Source organism: Pseudomonas frederiksbergensis (genome assembly GCF_003732705.1).
Lineage (GTDB): Bacteria > Pseudomonadota > Gammaproteobacteria > Pseudomonadales > Pseudomonadaceae > Aquipseudomonas > Aquipseudomonas frederiksbergensis_F.
This window is the reverse complement of sequence record NZ_MOBR01000008.1, coordinates 514,256-529,464: the sequence shown is the minus strand read 5'-3', so window position 1 is coordinate 529,464 and position 15,209 is coordinate 514,256. Positions and strand designations below refer to the sequence as shown.

Below are 15,209 nucleotides of genomic sequence, written 5' to 3'. Positions count from 1 at the left end.
CATGTCTTGGTTACGTGAACCATTTATTTTCTGGAAAAGTGTACGACCAGTTTGTCGCCAACCATCTGCAGGACCTGCACCAGTACCAGCAACAGCACCACGGTGACGATCATCACGTCGGTCTGGAAACGCTGGTAGCCGAAACGGATCGCCAGGTCGCCCAGGCCACCGGCGCCGACCACACCGGCCATCGCCGTGTAGGACACCAGTGTAATAGCCGTCACCGTAATCGCCGCGAAGATGCCCGGGCGGGCTTCTGGCAGCAAGGCATTGGTGATGATTTGACGGGTCGTCGCGCCCATGGCCTGAGTCGCTTCAATGATGCCGCGATCCACTTCACGCAATGCGGTTTCCACCAGGCGCCCGAAGAACGGCGTGGCCCCGATCACCAATGGCGGGATCGCACCGGCGACACCCAGCGAAGTGCCGGTAATCAACACGGTGAACGGGATCATCACGATCAGCAGGATGATGAAGGGCAGCGAGCGCAGGATGTTCACCATCAGCGACATCAGCCCATAGGCGATGCGGTTTTCCAGCAACTGGCGTGGGCTGCACAGGAACAGCAGCACCCCCAGCGGCAGGCCGAGCAGGATGGTGAACAGCAGCGAGCCACCCAACATCTGCATGGTGTCGCTGGTGGCCAGGCAGATTTCTGCCCAGTCGATGTTTTTGAAGAACTCTTTAGCGGCTTCGATAAATGCGTCGTACGTTTCCATCAGCGCAGCACCTCCATGTGGACGTCAGCCGCGGTGAAGAGGCCGAACGCCGCTTCCATGTCACCACCGGTGACGGCCAGGGTCAGTTGCCCGTAAGGGACGTCTTTGATGCGATCGATACGACCGGCCAGGATGCTGTAGTCCACACCCGTTTCCCTAGCGACAGTGCCCAGCAATGGCGCGTAGGTCGCTTCGCCCTGGAACGTCAGACGCACGATACGTCCCGGCACATGGGCGAAATCGTCGCGCTGCTCGCTTTCATCGATCTGCTCGCTTTCCTGCACGAAACGCTTGGTGGTGGGGTGCTTGGGATGTAGGAACACATCGGCCACTGAACCTTGCTCGACAATCACCCCCGCATCCATCACCGCCACCTGGTCGCAAACGCGGCGAATCACGTCCATCTCGTGGGTGATCAGGACGATGGTCAGCTTCAGCTCGCGGTTGATCTCGGCTAGCAACTGCAGGACCGACGCAGTGGTCTGCGGGTCCAGGGCGCTGGTGGCTTCGTCGCACAGCAGGATTTTCGGCTTGGTTGCCAGGGCGCGGGCAATGCCGACGCGCTGCTTCTGGCCACCGGACAACTGCGCCGGGTATTTCTTGGCATGGTCGGACAGGCCCACCCGCGCCAGCAACTCGGCCACACGCTGGTCGATCTCGCTGCGGGACAGTTCACCGGCCAGGGTCAGCGGCAGCGCGACGTTGTCGGCCACGGTCTTGGACGCCAACAGGTTGAAGTGCTGGAAAATCATCCCGACCTGCTGGCGGAAGCGCCGCAGGCTATTGGGATCGAGCGCGGTGACTTCTTCGCCATCGACGAAGATCTTGCCGCCGCTGGACTCTTCCAGGCGATTGATCAGACGTAGCAGGGTACTTTTTCCCGCGCCGGAATGACCGATCAGACCGAAGACCTGACCGTTCTCAATCGTCAGACTGGTCGGATGCAGGGCGGGAATATCCTTACCGGCGACGCGGTAAGTCTTATGGACGTTTTGAAACTCGATCACGTAGCGAACCTTGTGGGGCGCGTTGGAATGGGATCAGCGGTTAGCCGGGCGCGCATTTTAGCCTGTCCGTATAGAGGTTATTAGCATTTATTCCGCATTCAACCTTTCATTTGGCAATAACGCGATCAAAGGTCATAAAAAAGGAACGGTCAAAAAACCCATCAGTCACTAATAAGGCAACTCGAAAACACCCCCGGTGCCGTGCCAGGGGAATGCATAAGCGTCCTGGCTAAGGCAGGAATCGCCACGAGGAGTTTACGACTGATGAGTACTAAAAAGCCTGCCGCACCCAAGAGCGCACTGGCCGGGACCGATACCCTGGACCGCGGCAACACCAACGCCAAGCTCGACAGCCTGGAGAAGTTTCGATCCGACGCCACCGAACAGGCCCTGCGCACCAACCAGGGCGTAAAAGTCTCGGATAATCAGAACACCCTGAAGGTCGGCGCCCGCGGGCCGTCGCTGCTGGAAGACTTCATCATGCGTGAAAAAATCACGCATTTTGACCATGAACGTATCCCGGAGCGCATCGTCCACGCCCGTGGCACCGGCGCCCATGGTTTCTTCCAGACCTACGAGAACCATTGCGCACTGACCAAGGCCGGATTCCTACAAGACCCAGGGCAGAAAACCCCGGTGTTCGTGCGCTTTTCCACGGTGCAAGGCCCACGCGGGTCAGGTGATACCGTGCGGGACGTACGCGGTTTCGCCGTGAAGTTCTTCACCGAAGAAGGCAACTTCGACCTGGTGGGCAACAACATGCCGGTGTTCTTCATCCAGGACGCGATCAAGTTTCCCGACTTCGTGCATGCGGTCAAACCCGAGCCGCACAACGAGATTCCTACGGGCGGCTCGGCCCATGACACGTTCTGGGACTTTGTCTCGCTGCAACCCGAGTCGGCGCACATGGTGATCTGGGCGATGTCCGACCGGGCGATCCCGAAAAGCCTGCGCAGCATGCAGGGCTTCGGTGTGCACACGTTCCGCCTGGTGAATGCCGAGGGCAAATCGCGCTTCGTCAAATTCCACTGGCGCCCTACCGCCGGCACGTGTTCGCTGGTGTGGGATGAGGCGCAGAAGCTCGCCGGTAAAGACACTGACTACCACCGTCGCGATCTCTGGGAGTCCATCGAGATCGGGGACTACCCGGAATGGGAATTGGGCGTACAGATCGTCGAGGAAGAAAACGAACACGACTTCGATTTCGACCTGCTGGATCCGACCAAGATCATTCCCGAAGAAATCGTCCCGATCACGCCGTTGGGCAAAATGACCCTCAACCGCAACCCGGACAATTTCTTTGCCGAAACCGAGCAGGTCGCATTCTGCCCAGGGCATATCGTGCCGGGCATCGACTTCTCCAACGATCCGCTGCTGCAAGGACGGTTGTTTTCCTACACGGACACGCAGATCAGCCGACTCGGCGGACCGAATTTTCATGAGATTCCGATCAACCGTCCGGTGGCGCCGTACCACAACGGTCAGCGCGATGGCTTGCACCGCATGACCATCGACAAGGGCCGCGCGTCCTACGAGCCGAACTCGATTGATGGCGGCTGGCCGAAGGAAACCCCGCCAGCGGCAAAGGATGGCGGCTTCGAGACGTACCCGGAACGGATCGACGCGAACAAGATCCGTCAGCGCAGCGAGTCGTTCGGCGATCACTTCTCCCAGGCGCGGTTGTTTTTCCACAGCATGAGCAAGCACGAACAGGAACACATCATCTCGGCTTACAGCTTCGAGCTGGGCAAGGTTGATCGGTTGTGGATTCGTGAGCGGCAGGTGAACGAGATCCTGGCCAATATCGACCTGGAACTGGCCAAGCGTGTGGCGCAGAACCTGGGGCTGCCGGCGCCGAAAGCGGGGACCGTGGACGTGCCAAAAACGTCGCTGGACCGCTCGCCGGCTCTGAGCCAGGCCAACTTACTGCCAGAGAACATCAAGACCCGAAAAGTGGCGATCCTTGCCGCCAACGGCGTCGATGGTGCCGCGATTGACGCGATGAAAAAGGCACTGGCGGCAGAGGGTGCTCACGCCAAACTGCTTGGCCCGACATCCGCTCCGGTGACAACCGCCGATGGCAAATCACTGCCAGTGGATGCATCGATGGAAGGCTTGCCGTCCGTGGCGTTCGACGCGGTGTTCGTGCCAGGAGGCGCGGCGTCAATCAAGGCGTTGAGCACTGATGGCGTGGCGCTGCATTACTTGCTCGAAGCGTACAAGCACCTGAAGGCGATTGCGTTGCATGGCGAGGCCAAGCAGTTGCTGGATGTGCTGAAACTGGAGGCGGATGCGGGGTTGATCGTTGGTGCGGATGCCAAGTTGTTCAAGGCGTTTTTTGCCGCGATTGGGCAGCATCGGGTTTGGGATCGCGAGCCTAAGGCCAAGGCGATTCCGGCTTAGAGAGGTGTATCGCTAGAGAGGACGCCTTCGCGGGCAAGCCTCGCTCCTACAGGGTTCGTGTGGTGTTCTGAACAACACGAGACCTGTAGGAGCGAGGCTTGCCCGCGATGCTTTAGGGCTTACGCGGACTCAAAACCATCTGCGCCGGAATATTGCGCAAGATCTGCTTTTCAATCTTCAATTCGAACTCGGAATCCAGCTTCTTCACCCGTTTGGTCAGCAACGTGGCCAGCCAAGGGTAGTCCTGGATGCGTGGCGCCTGAATGCTCACGGCGCATTCATAATTCACCACATCGGCGGCGATAGCGTCCAGTTGACGACGCAGTTTGCTCATATCGGTGAGGTTCAGCGCAACCGTCGTGCTTTCAGCGGTAGGGTCGATCACTTTCGCCTTCGGCCTGGCCTCGGCCGCCATCAGCGCCGCTTCAGCCCTGTCCAGCTCAGCCTTGCGCGCATTGACGATGGCGTTGTTCACGCCGCCGGTCAGCGCCGGTGCCTTGGGCATCAACGCACGGGCACGGCTCAGGGCGGTGGCGGCGGCATTCACGTCGCCTTTTTGCAGCACGATCTGGCTGCGTTGCAGATAGGCTTCGGCCAGTTGCCGCTGGTACTGCACAAGGGAGGCGTCGTTGGGCGACTCAGCCTGCAAGGCTGCCAATTGATCTTCGGCGGTGGCCAGTTCACTGCTGGCCAGGTTTTGTTGCAGCTGTGCGATGGCCGCAGCCCGCGCATCGGGGACCTCGGGGGCCGCCGGTGGCGTGCTTTGGCAAGCGCCCAGCAGCAGAGAAAATGCGACAAGGAGCAGATAACGGGAGGCGAACGGCTTCATTCCTGCGACTCTCTATTTGCGCAAAAAACGAGCAAGTCTACACCCCTCGACGGGGCAGGACAAAACTCAGCAGAAACAGCGCGGCGGCCGTTACCACAATTGACGGGCCCGCCGGGGTGTCCTTGAACCATGACAACGCCAGCCCGCCACACACCGCGAGCATGCCCAGCAGGCTCGCGCCCAATGCCATCTGCTCCGGCGAGCGGGCGTGACGTTGTGCCGCAGCCGCCGGGATGATCAACAGCGAAGTAATCAGCAACACACCGACGATTTTCATCGCCACGGCGATCACTACCGCGATCAACAACATCAGGGTCAGGCGCAACGCCGCCACCGGCAAACCTTCCACTGTGGCCAACTCTTCGTGCACGGTGATCGCCAGCAATGGCCGCCACAACGTCACCAGCAACGCCAGCACCGCCGCGCTGCCGCCGAGAATCCAGGCCAGGTCGGTCGGGCTGATCGCCAGCAGGTCGCCAAACAGATAGGCCATCAGGTCGATCCGCACTTCATGCATGAAGCTTAGTACCACCAAGCCCAGCGAGAGCGTGCTCGGTGCGAGAATTCCCAAAAGGGTGTCGGACGCCAGCGGCTGACGCTGTTGCAAAGTCACCAGCAACACCGCCAGCAGCAGACAGCCAACGGTGACGGCCACGGTGGGGCTGACATCCAGCAGGAAACCCAGGGCCACACCCAGCAGCGCAGCGTGAGAGAGGGTGTCGCCGAAATAGGCCATGCGACGCCAGACCACGAATGAACCCAACGGGCCCGCGACCAAGGCCAGGGCCAGACCTGCAAGCAGGGCGTAGAGCAGAAAATCAGCCATGCTTGCAGCTATCTCCGTGAACGTGAGGTTTGGCCGATGGGGCGGCGCTGACCACCGAGCCATGCAGGTCATGGGCGTGGTCATGATGGTGGTGATAAATCGCCAGGCTTTGTGCGTTCTTGCCGAACAGCTCGACGAAAGCCGGATCGCCGCTGACGTGTTCCGGGTGCCCGGAGCAGCAGACGTGGCGATTCAGGCAAACCACTTGGTCAGTGGTGCTCATCACTAGATGCAAATCGTGGGAAACCATCAACACGCCGCAACCGTGACGGTCCCGCAGACGGGTGATCAGGCTGTACAGCTCGGCTTGGCCGGCCACATCGACGCCTTGTACCGGCTCATCGAGCACCAGCAACTCTGGCTCACGCAACAACGCCCGGGCCAGCAGCACCCGCTGCATTTCACCACCGGAAACACTTTGCACCGGGCTGTCGATGACCTGCTCGGCGCCGACCTCTTTGAGTGCCGCCAATGCGCGGGTACGGTCAACACCGGGCACCAGACGCAGGAAGCGCAGCACCGACAGCGGCAGGGTCGGATCGACATGCAGTTTTTGCGGCATATAGCCAACCCGCAGTTTCGGCTTGCGCCAGACACTGCCGCTGTCCGGCTTCAACAGGCCGAGTACGGCGCGTACCAGGGTGGTTTTGCCGGCACCGTTGGGGCCGATCAGGGTCACGATTTGCCCCGGCTCGACACTCAGATCGATGTTTTCCAGCACGTTTTGCCCGGCAAACGTGACGGCGACCTGTTCAAGACGGATCAGCGCGTTGCTCATCAAGCCCCCTGGCAACCCGAGCAGAGCCCGACCACTTCAACGGTCTGGGCTTCCACGACAAATCCGACATCTTTGGCGCTGATCACAATCGCGTCGCTGATGGATTTCTGTTCCAGCTCGATGGCGGCGTGGCATTCGCGGCAGATCAGGAACTGGCCTTGGTGCGCGTGTTCCGGGTGATTGCAACCGACGAAGGCGTTCAGGGACGAGATGCGATGCACCAGGCCGTTTTCCAGCAGGAAATCCAGCGCGCGGTACACGGTTGGCGGCGCAGCGCGGCGGCCATCCTGCTCGCTGAGCACCGCCAGAATGTCGTAGGCACCCAACGGTTTATGGCTTTGCCACACCAGTTCCAGCACCCGCCGACGCAAAGCGGTCAGGCGCAGGCCTTGACGTGCGCACAGGGCATCGGCCTCTGACAATGCGCTATGAACGCAATGGGAGTGGTCGTGGGGACGGCTGGCAATCGGTGTTTTAGGCATGAGCGGCGACGAGTTTTGTGAGAGACGTTATTATGTTACCCGTTCTCGCCTCTTCGAGTGGTCATCGTGTCCCGACTTTTTTCTATCTTTGTCGCATTTATCGCAAGTTTCCTGCTGATCGGTTCGGCCCAGGCCGAAGTCAAAGTACTCACCAGCATCAAGCCGCTGCAGCTGATAGCCGCGGCGGTACAGGACGGCGTGGCGATTCCGGAAGTGTTGCTGCCACCGGGTGCTTCGCCCCATAACTACGCCTTGCGCCCGTCCGACGTACGGAAGGTGCAAGCGGTGGATCTGGTGTACTGGATCGGGCCGGATATGGAAGGTTTCCTGCCTCGGGTGTTGAAAGGTCGTACGCTGCCCACGGTGGCCGTACAGGATTTGCCGGGGATGAAACTGCGACATTTCGCCGAAGATAGTCAGTCTCATGCCGAAGATGCCGACGAACATGACCACGATCACCGTCCTGGTACTTTGGACGCGCATTTGTGGCTATCGCCGGTCAATGCTCGGGTGATCGCCACGAAAATGGCCGCCGACCTGAGCGCTGCCGATCCTGAGAACGCGGCGCGCTATCAGAGCAACCTCAAGGCGTTTGATGAACGCCTGGATGCCTTGGACCTGCGTTTGAAGGCTCGCTTGGCTGGCATCTCGGGCAAACCGTACTTCGTGTTCCACGAAGCGTTCGATTACTTCGAAGACGCCTACGGCCTCAAGCACACGGGTGTGTTCAGCGTTGCTGCCGAAGTCCAGCCGGGCGCCCAGCATGTCGCAGCGATGCGCACGCGCTTGCAGGAAGTGGGTAAAACCTGTGTGTTCAGCGAACCACCGTTGCGTCCGCGTCTCGCGGAAACCCTGGTGGCCGGCCTGCCGGTGAAACTGGCGGAACTGGATGCGTTGGGCGGGTACACCCCGGCGACCGCTCAAGGGTATGAGCAGGTGCTGGAGAAGTTGGGGAATGATTTGGCGGGGTGCCTGGAGTCTTTGTAACCCGGACATTTGTGTCGCCCCCATTCGCGAGCAGGCTCGCTCCCACAAGGACCGCATGAATCCTGTGGGAGCGAGCCTGCTCGCGAAGCTTTTTAAAGGGCGAAAGGCAACGGCGTACTGACTTTCTGCCGCTGCGCCAACCGCTGCTGAAACTCCATCGGATCGTGAATCAACACATCCTGCCCGGCGAACGATTCCGCCGCAATCAACCGCGACAGCCAGAACCGCACACACGCCACCCGCAGCATGGTCGGCCACAACTCGGCCTCGGCAGCAGTGAACGGCCGCAATGCCGCATAGGCGCCCAACAAGGCGCGGGCTCGCGGCCCGTCGATCACGCCTTGCTCGTCCGAGCACCAGTCATTCAAGGCAATCGCCACGTCGTAGAGCATCGGCCCGGAACAGGCGTTGTAGAAGTCGATCAACCCGGTCAGGTGCGTGCCTTCGAACATCGCGTTGTCGCGGAACAGGTCGGCGTGGATGTTGGCCCGGGGCAACGCCAGAATTTTCGTCTTTTGCTGTGTGATTTCGTCCAGCGCCCATTGCAACAGATCACTTTGCTCGGCGTTCAGGTGCGAGAGCAGTTGCGTGCCCTCCTCCAGCATCCAGTCCAGGCCGCGATCGGTCTTGCGCTTGATCATGTTCGCCTGGGTCGCCAAGTGCAGATGGCCAAGCAACTCGCCCACTTGGGCGCAATGCTGGGCATTGGCTTGCTTGATGTGCTTGCCGGCCAGACGCGGCTGCAACAGCGCCGGTTTGCCAGCCAGTTCACGCAAGGCCACGCCGTCGGTGGTGCGCAGGGCGTAGGGCACCGGCAGGTCAGCCTCGTGCAGCACATCGAGCAGCTCGATGAAGAACGGCATTTCCTGAACCGGCCCACGCTCCACCAGGGTCAGGACAAACTCGCCCTGCTCCATGCTGATAAAGAAATTGGTGTTTTCGCTACCGGCGGCAATCCCCTGGAAATCAAGCAGGCGGCCGAGCCCGTAAGGGGCGAGAAAGGTTTCCAGCTCGGGCCGAGCCAGGGGGGTAAACACAGACATGGTTAAAAACTGCTCAGTTCGGGCGCCGCTATTAAAGCGGCGCCGATTAAAGTTAAGAAACTACTTCCAGGTAAAGATTTCCCACGCGGGAATCAGCATATCCGGTTGATCCGAACGGATGTAATTGGCATCGGTCCCGTCCGCACGCACCAGGAAATACGGTTTCCCAACACTCGGCGTGACCTTGATGGCGTAGGTAAACCCGCCTTTCTTGTATTCTTGAATGACCTTGTCGCCTTCCTTGTGCGTACTGATAGTAACTTCCGGCTCCGCCGACGGCGCGTCATCCGCCGCCATGACAGCCAATGGAACGGTTGCAAACAACCCAGCCAGCAACAGGCGATTTAGTGTGCGCATGATAACCTTGTCCCTTTGTCGTCAACGGTCCCGCTATTCTAGCGCCGGACCCGCCGAAAAGGTTGATCGTGCTCATGAGCCAAGCCCCCCTCGTCCTGGTGGACGGTTCTTCTTACCTGTACCGCGCCTTTCACGCGCTGCCACCGCTGACCACCTCCAAAGGCCTGCCGACCGGCGCGGTCAAAGGCGTATTGAACATGCTCAAGAGTCTGCGCAAGCAGTACCCGGACAGCCCGTTCGCCGTGGTGTTCGACGCCAAGGGCGGGACCTTTCGCGACGACATGTACGCCGAATACAAGGCCAACCGCCCGAGCATGCCCGACGACATGCGCGTGCAGATCGAGCCGCTGCACCAGAGCGTGATCGCGCTGGGCTTCCCGTTGCTGTGCGTCGAAGGCGTCGAGGCCGATGACGTGATCGGCACCCTGGCCCGCAGCAGCGCGGCCGCCGACCGTCCGGTGGTGATCTCCACCGGCGACAAAGACATGGCGCAACTGGTCGACGGCCACATTACCTTGGTCAATACCATGACCGGTAGCGCGCTGGACGTGGAGGGCGTGAAGGAGAAATTCGGCGTCGCTCCCGAGCAGATCATCGATTATCTGGCGCTGATGGGCGATTCGTCCGACAACATCCCGGGTGTTCCGGGCATCGGTCCGAAGACCGCTTCCGGCCTGCTGGTCGGCGTGAACGGCGGCCTGACCGAGCTCTACGCGCAACTCGATATCGTCCCGACCTTGCCGATTCGCGGCGCCAAGACCCTGCCGGCCAAGCTCGAAGAGCACAAGGAGATGGCATTCCTCTCCTATAAGCTGGCGACCATCAAGATCGACGTACCGCTGGATATCGGCCTTGATGACCTGCAAATGGGTCAACCGGATCACGACAAACTCGCCGAGCTCTACACCCTGCTGGAGTTCAAGAGCTGGTTTGAAGACAACCAGCGCGACGCCAAGCGTTCCGGCCAGGAAGTGGTCGCGCCGGTGGCTGAAGAAGTCGTCGCCGCCGTTGAACTCAAGTACACGACCATTCTCACCCAGGCGGATTTCGATCTCTGGCTGAAGAAGCTGAACGACGCCAAACTGTTTGCCTTCGACACCGAAACCACCGGCATCGATGCGCAACAGGCGCAACTGGTGGGTCTATCGTTCGCGGTGCAAGCCAACGAAGCGGCCTACATCCCGCTGACCCACTCCTACATGGGCGTGCCGGAGCAGCTGGATCGCGACACCGTGCTGCGGGCACTCAAACCGATTCTCGAAGATCCGAGCAAACTGAAGGTCGGCCAGCACGCCAAGTTCGACATGAACATCCTGGCCAACTGCGCTATCGGCGGTGATCAGAGCTGCGGCATCACGGTGCAAGGCATCGCCTTCGACACCATGCTCGAATCCTACGTGCTGGACTCCACCGCGACCCGCCACGACATGGACAGCCTGGCGCTCAAGTACCTGAATCACACCACCACCGGTTTTACTGACATCGCCGGCAAGGGCGCCAAGCAGCTGACATTCGATCAGATTGCCCTGGAACTGGCCGGGCCTTACGCCGCCGAAGACGCCGACGTGACCCTGCGCCTGCACCAAACCTTGCAAGCCAAGCTCAACGCGATTCCGAGCCTGAGCAAGGTTTTAAGCGAAATCGAAATGCCATTGGTGCCTGTACTGGCGCGGATCGAACGCCAAGGCGCACTGGTCGATGCTGCCCTGCTGGGGATCCAGAGCGTTGAGCTGGGCAAGAAAATGGTTGAGCTGGAGCGTGAGGCGTATGCCATCGCCGGCGAAGAATTCAACCTCGGCTCGCCGAAGCAATTGGGCGCGATCCTGTACGAAAAACTCGGCCTGCCAGTCCTCAGCAAAACCGCCAAAGGCCAGGCTTCCACTGCTGAAGCCGTGCTGGCGGAACTGGCCGACCAGGATTTCCCGCTGCCCAAAGTGCTGATGCAGTACCGTTCGATGAGCAAGCTGAAAAGCACCTACACCGATCGCCTGCCGGAGCAGATCAACCCGCGCACCGGACGGATTCACACGTCTTATCATCAAGCCGTTGCCGCCACTGGGCGTTTGTCCTCCAGTGATCCAAACCTGCAAAACATCCCGATCCGAACCGCTGAAGGTCGGCGGATTCGCCAGGCATTCATCGCGCCACCGGGCTACAAACTGCTGGCGGCGGACTACTCGCAGATCGAATTGCGGATCATGGCGCACTTGGCCAAGGATGAAGGCTTGCTGCACGCCTTCCGCAACGACCTGGACGTGCATAAAGCCACGGCGGCCGAGGTCTTCGGGGTTGAATTGACAGAGGTCACCACTGATCAGCGTCGCAGCGCCAAGGCGATCAACTTCGGCCTGATCTACGGCATGAGCGCGTTTGGTCTGGCCAAACAGATCGGCGTCGACCGCAAGCAGTCCCAGGCGTACATCGACCGTTATTTCGCCCGCTATCCCGGCGTTCTCGAGTATATGGAGCGCACCCGCACCCAGGCGGCAGAGCAGGGTTTCGTCGAAACCATTTTCGGTCGTCGCCTGTACCTGCCGGAGATCAACGCGAAAAACCCGGCCCTGCGCAAAGGCGCCGAACGCACCGCGATCAACGCCCCGATGCAAGGCACCGCGGCCGACATCATCAAGAAAGCCATGGTGGCGGTGGATAACTGGCTGACGTCGTCCGGCCTGGACGCCAAAGTCATCCTGCAGGTGCACGATGAATTGGTGCTTGAGGTGCGTGAGGACCTGATTGATCAGGTGCGTGAAGAAATTCGCGCACACATGAGCAACGCCGTGACACTGGACGTGCCGCTACTGGTCGAGGTTGGCGTGGGCAATAATTGGGATGAGGCTCACTGAGCCGTCTGAAAAGGGGATTTCTGCTGCGGCATAGTGCCGCGGCAGAACGGGGCGAAGGGTGCTTAGTTCGAAAAATGCGCTGGGTTATTCCAAAGGCATTTGAAAAAATTCTGAACTAATCTCGTCAACCGCCACTCAGAGTTACTGAATGGCTGGTGAAGCCCTTCGATGCTCCTATGTTGTGTTAAGTGTTGGCAGATATCTGGACCCCGCCCTAACGGTCCGGAACTTGAACCCCGGAACTTCCCCCTCCCCATACGAAGTCCGGGGTTTTTTTTGCCTGTAGAAAAGTTCTATTCGGCAATCGGGGCAATTTCTGCGCCTTTGTCCGCCAATTCCATCCAGCCTGCCAATACAGTGTAGGCGTCTTCCAGGCCCATGCGTTTTGGCGCCGAGAACAACTGGATGCTGATCGCATCGCCCCAACCTTTACGAATGTCGGCCTGTACCTTGAGCAGGACGTTTTTCGCTGCGCCGTAGGTCAGCTTGTCGGCTTTGGTCAGCAAAATGTGCATCGGCATGCCAGCAGCGACCGCCCAATCGAGCATCAGCAAGTCGAAGTCGGTCATTGGATGACGGATGTCCATCATCAGAATCAGACCTTTCAAACTCTCGCGACCGCCCAGATAAGCTTCCAGGTGACGCTGCCAGTGCAGCTTCAACGGGATAGGTACTTTTGCGTAACCGTAGCCCGGAAGGTCGACCAGACGCCGATCATCGTCTAGCTTGAAGAAGTTCAACAACTGCGTGCGACCCGGAGTTTTCGAGGTCCGCGCCAGGCTGGCGTGAGTCAGGGTGTTCAGCGCGCTGGATTTACCGGCGTTGGAACGCCCGGCGAAGGCTACTTCAAAGCCTTCGTCGTCCGGACATTGGTCGACTTTGGCAGCGCTGAGCATAAAGGTGGACTGTTGGCACAGGCCGAGGATGGGGTTCTTGAGTTGCATGGGATTTCCGATGTGGGCGGCGCCGGGAATGGACGCGGCAAGCGGTGTCGTTTCCGTTTCAGTAGCGCCAGTATATAATGCCGCAGATTTTGTGTGCGCTTTGTCCCAGCGTAGGATGAAGTTCACGAGAGCGATTGACCTTGATTGCGCATTAGAACGCAGAACGCTCTCTACCCTGAAAAGGTCGTTTTATGACGAAATGGCTGCTAGCTGCCGGTGTCTTGATGCCGCTTTACAGCGCTCAGGCTACACAGGATCCGGAAGCTGTGTACAACCGTGTTTGTGGTGCCTGTCATTCCGGCCAACTACCCATGGCGCCCCAAAAGGGCGATCAGGAAGCTTGGACGCCGAGGTTGGCGAAAGGTATGGAGACGCTGGTGCAACACGTGACCCAGGGTTTCAAGGCGATGCCGCCGCGTGGTTTGTGCATGGACTGCAGTGCCGAGGATTACCAAGCCATCATCCACTGGATGAGCGAGTAAACCCGGCCCATAACTCTTTAACCCTTAGCCGTAGTTGGATTAGCTGATGAACAAATTGATCGTGAGTCTGCTGTTGACCGTGGGGATCTCCGGCATTGCCCATGCTGCAGGTGATGCAACAGCTGGCCAGGCGAAAGCCGCAGTCTGTGGCGCCTGTCATGGCCCGGATGGCAACAGCATGGCGCCTAACTTTCCGAAACTGGCAGGTCAGGGCGAGCGTTATCTGAACAAGCAGTTGCACGACATCAAGTCCGGCAAACGCACGGTACTGGAAATGACCGGCCTGCTGACCAACCTGAGCGATCAGGACCTGGCCGATATCGCCGCCTACTTCGCCAGCCAGAAAGGCAGCGTTGGCGCCGCCGACCCTAAAGTCGTGGCTCGCGGTGAAGCACTGTTCCGTGGTGGCGACCTGGCCAAGGGCCTGCCAGCCTGCACCGGCTGCCATTCACCGAATGGCGCAGGCAACGCCGCCGCCGGCTTCCCGCACCTCGGTGGCCAGCACGCTCAATACGTTGCAAAGCAATTGACCGAATTCCGCAAGGAAGAAGGCGGCCGCTCTAATGATGGCGACACAAAAACCATGCAGACCATCGCCAAACGCCTGAGCGACGAAGACATCGCCGCGGTGTCCAGCTACATCCAGGGCCTGCACTAAGGCCGGTAAATCGGGCGTTATGCGTGGCGTACATCTCCTGCAACGTTAACGCTCTATTAATCCGTCGCAGCAAGTATAAAAAGGGTGGCTTAGGCCGCCCTTTTTTGTGGCCGCTGCCGTTACACTACAGAACTCAAGCCCGCCAGGACCTGTCTGAAAACAGGTCGCGCGAGGCGACCTAATTTGTCCAGGAGTAAAGCATGCGTAATCTGATCATCAGCGCCGCACTCGTCGCTGCCAGCCTGTTCGGCATGACTGCACAAGCCGCTGAAGCACCCGCCGCCCCTTACGTCGAACTGACCAACCCTGTTGCGGTGGCTGTCCCTGGCAAGATCGAAGTCGTGGAGCTGTTCTGGTACGGCTGCCCGCACTGCTACGCATTTGAGCCCGTGATCAATCCATGGGTTGAAAAACTGCCTTCCGACGTCAACTTCGTGCGTATTCCAGCCATGTTCGGCGGTCCTTGGGACGCTCACGGGCAAATGTTCCTGACTCTGGAAGCCATGGGCGTCGAGAGCAAAGTGCACAAGGCTGTGTTTGAAGCCATCCAGAAAGAACACAAAAAACTGATCGACAAGAATGACATGGCTGACTTCCTGGCCACCCAAGGCGTAGACAAGGACAAGTTCCTGGCCACGTTCGACTCCTTCGCCATCAAGGGCAAGATCGTCCAGGCCAAAGAGCTGGCGAAGAAGTATGAGATCTCCGGCGTTCCAACCATGATCGTCAACGGCAAATACCGCTTTGACGTGGGTTCCGCCGGCGGTGCCGAACAAGCCCTGCAACTGGCCGACAAACTGGTCGACAAAGAGCGAGCGGCTAACAAGGCTGCCGCCAACTAAGCGCGG

At 59.6% G+C, this 15,209-nt stretch carries 15 protein-coding genes; 6 read left to right on the top strand and 9 right to left on the bottom strand.

Annotated elements, in window-relative coordinates; genetic code table 11:
* Positions 1 to 23: 23 nt before the first annotated feature.
* Entirely contained in the window at positions 24 to 719 is a 696-nt protein-coding gene (locus BK667_RS11565) for a methionine ABC transporter permease (RefSeq protein WP_123597650.1), read from the bottom strand.
* Positions 719 to 1,726 (bottom strand): methionine ABC transporter ATP-binding protein, encoded by a 1,008-nt coding sequence (locus BK667_RS11560; protein WP_123513312.1) that lies wholly within the window; start codon positions 1,724 to 1,726, stop codon positions 719 to 721. The genes BK667_RS11565 and BK667_RS11560 overlap by 1 nt, the downstream gene beginning before the upstream one ends.
* A 264-nt stretch (positions 1,727 to 1,990) precedes the next feature.
* Between BK667_RS11560 and katE the strand changes: the two genes are divergently transcribed.
* Entirely contained in the window at positions 1,991 to 4,129 is a 2,139-nt protein-coding gene (gene katE / locus BK667_RS11555; protein WP_123597649.1) for a catalase HPII, read from the top strand.
* A 112-nt stretch (positions 4,130 to 4,241) separates the two neighbouring features.
* On the opposite strand, the gene BK667_RS11550 is transcribed toward katE, so the two are convergent.
* Genes BK667_RS11550 through zur form a run of 4 tightly spaced genes read right to left on the bottom strand, consistent with a single transcriptional unit; the run spans position 4,242 to position 7,044 of the window.
* On the bottom strand, positions 4,242 to 4,958 hold the full coding sequence (locus BK667_RS11550) for a PA5502 family lipoprotein (RefSeq protein ID WP_123597648.1): 717 nt from the start codon (positions 4,956 to 4,958) through the stop codon (positions 4,242 to 4,244).
* A gap of 37 nt (positions 4,959 to 4,995) precedes the next feature.
* Positions 4,996 to 5,784: a zinc ABC transporter permease subunit ZnuB gene (gene znuB / locus BK667_RS11545; protein ID WP_054047998.1), complete on the bottom strand. Its 789-nt coding sequence runs from the start codon at positions 5,782 to 5,784 to the stop codon at positions 4,996 to 4,998.
* Positions 5,777 to 6,562: a zinc ABC transporter ATP-binding protein ZnuC gene (gene znuC / locus BK667_RS11540; RefSeq protein WP_123513304.1), complete on the bottom strand. Its 786-nt coding sequence runs from the start codon at positions 6,560 to 6,562 to the stop codon at positions 5,777 to 5,779. The genes znuB and znuC overlap by 8 nt, the downstream gene beginning before the upstream one ends.
* Entirely contained in the window at positions 6,562 to 7,044 is a 483-nt protein-coding gene (gene zur / locus BK667_RS11535) for a zinc uptake transcriptional repressor Zur (RefSeq protein ID WP_123408492.1), read from the bottom strand. Before zur ends, znuC begins: the two co-directional genes overlap by 1 nt.
* 66 nt (positions 7,045 to 7,110) lie before the next feature.
* Here zur and BK667_RS11530 point away from each other — a divergent pair, with 66 nt between their 5' ends.
* Positions 7,111 to 8,031 carry a zinc ABC transporter substrate-binding protein gene (locus BK667_RS11530; protein WP_123597647.1) on the top strand — a complete coding sequence of 307 codons (921 nt, stop codon included), beginning with the start codon at positions 7,111 to 7,113 and terminating at the stop codon, positions 8,029 to 8,031.
* A 92-nt stretch (positions 8,032 to 8,123) separates the two neighbouring features.
* On the opposite strand, the gene BK667_RS11525 is transcribed toward BK667_RS11530, so the two are convergent.
* Positions 8,124 to 9,074 carry a homoserine kinase gene (locus BK667_RS11525; RefSeq protein WP_123597646.1) on the bottom strand — a complete coding sequence of 317 codons (951 nt, stop codon included), beginning with the start codon at positions 9,072 to 9,074 and terminating at the stop codon, positions 8,124 to 8,126.
* Positions 9,075 to 9,134: 60 nt separating this feature from the next.
* The gene (locus BK667_RS11520) at positions 9,135 to 9,431 is read right to left on the bottom strand and encodes a DUF2782 domain-containing protein (RefSeq protein ID WP_123513297.1); all 297 of its coding nucleotides are present in this window, start codon (positions 9,429 to 9,431) and stop codon (positions 9,135 to 9,137) included.
* A 74-nt stretch (positions 9,432 to 9,505) separates the two neighbouring features.
* Between BK667_RS11520 and polA the strand changes: the two genes are divergently transcribed.
* The gene (polA, locus tag BK667_RS11515; RefSeq protein ID WP_123597645.1) at positions 9,506 to 12,277 is read left to right on the top strand and encodes a DNA polymerase I; all 2,772 of its coding nucleotides are present in this window, start codon (positions 9,506 to 9,508) and stop codon (positions 12,275 to 12,277) included.
* A gap of 293 nt (positions 12,278 to 12,570) precedes the next feature.
* Here polA and yihA read toward each other — a convergent pair whose 3' ends face one another.
* Positions 12,571 to 13,221, bottom strand: a complete 651-nt coding sequence (yihA, locus tag BK667_RS11510) for a ribosome biogenesis GTP-binding protein YihA/YsxC (protein ID WP_123513293.1) — start codon at positions 13,219 to 13,221, stop codon at positions 12,571 to 12,573.
* Between the two features lie 191 nt (positions 13,222 to 13,412).
* Here yihA and BK667_RS11505 point away from each other — a divergent pair, with 191 nt between their 5' ends.
* From BK667_RS11505 to BK667_RS11495, 3 genes are all read left to right on the top strand, one after another.
* Positions 13,413 to 13,703, top strand: coding sequence for a c-type cytochrome (locus BK667_RS11505; RefSeq protein ID WP_054048012.1), 291 nt, complete (start codon positions 13,413 to 13,415; stop codon positions 13,701 to 13,703).
* 46 nt (positions 13,704 to 13,749) lie between these two features.
* Positions 13,750 to 14,361 carry a c-type cytochrome gene (locus BK667_RS11500; protein ID WP_123597644.1) on the top strand — a complete coding sequence of 204 codons (612 nt, stop codon included), beginning with the start codon at positions 13,750 to 13,752 and terminating at the stop codon, positions 14,359 to 14,361.
* A 200-nt stretch (positions 14,362 to 14,561) separates the two neighbouring features.
* Positions 14,562 to 15,203, top strand: coding sequence for a thiol:disulfide interchange protein DsbA/DsbL (locus tag BK667_RS11495; RefSeq protein ID WP_123513289.1), 642 nt, complete (start codon positions 14,562 to 14,564; stop codon positions 15,201 to 15,203).
* The last annotated feature ends 6 nt before the right edge of the window (positions 15,204 to 15,209 follow it).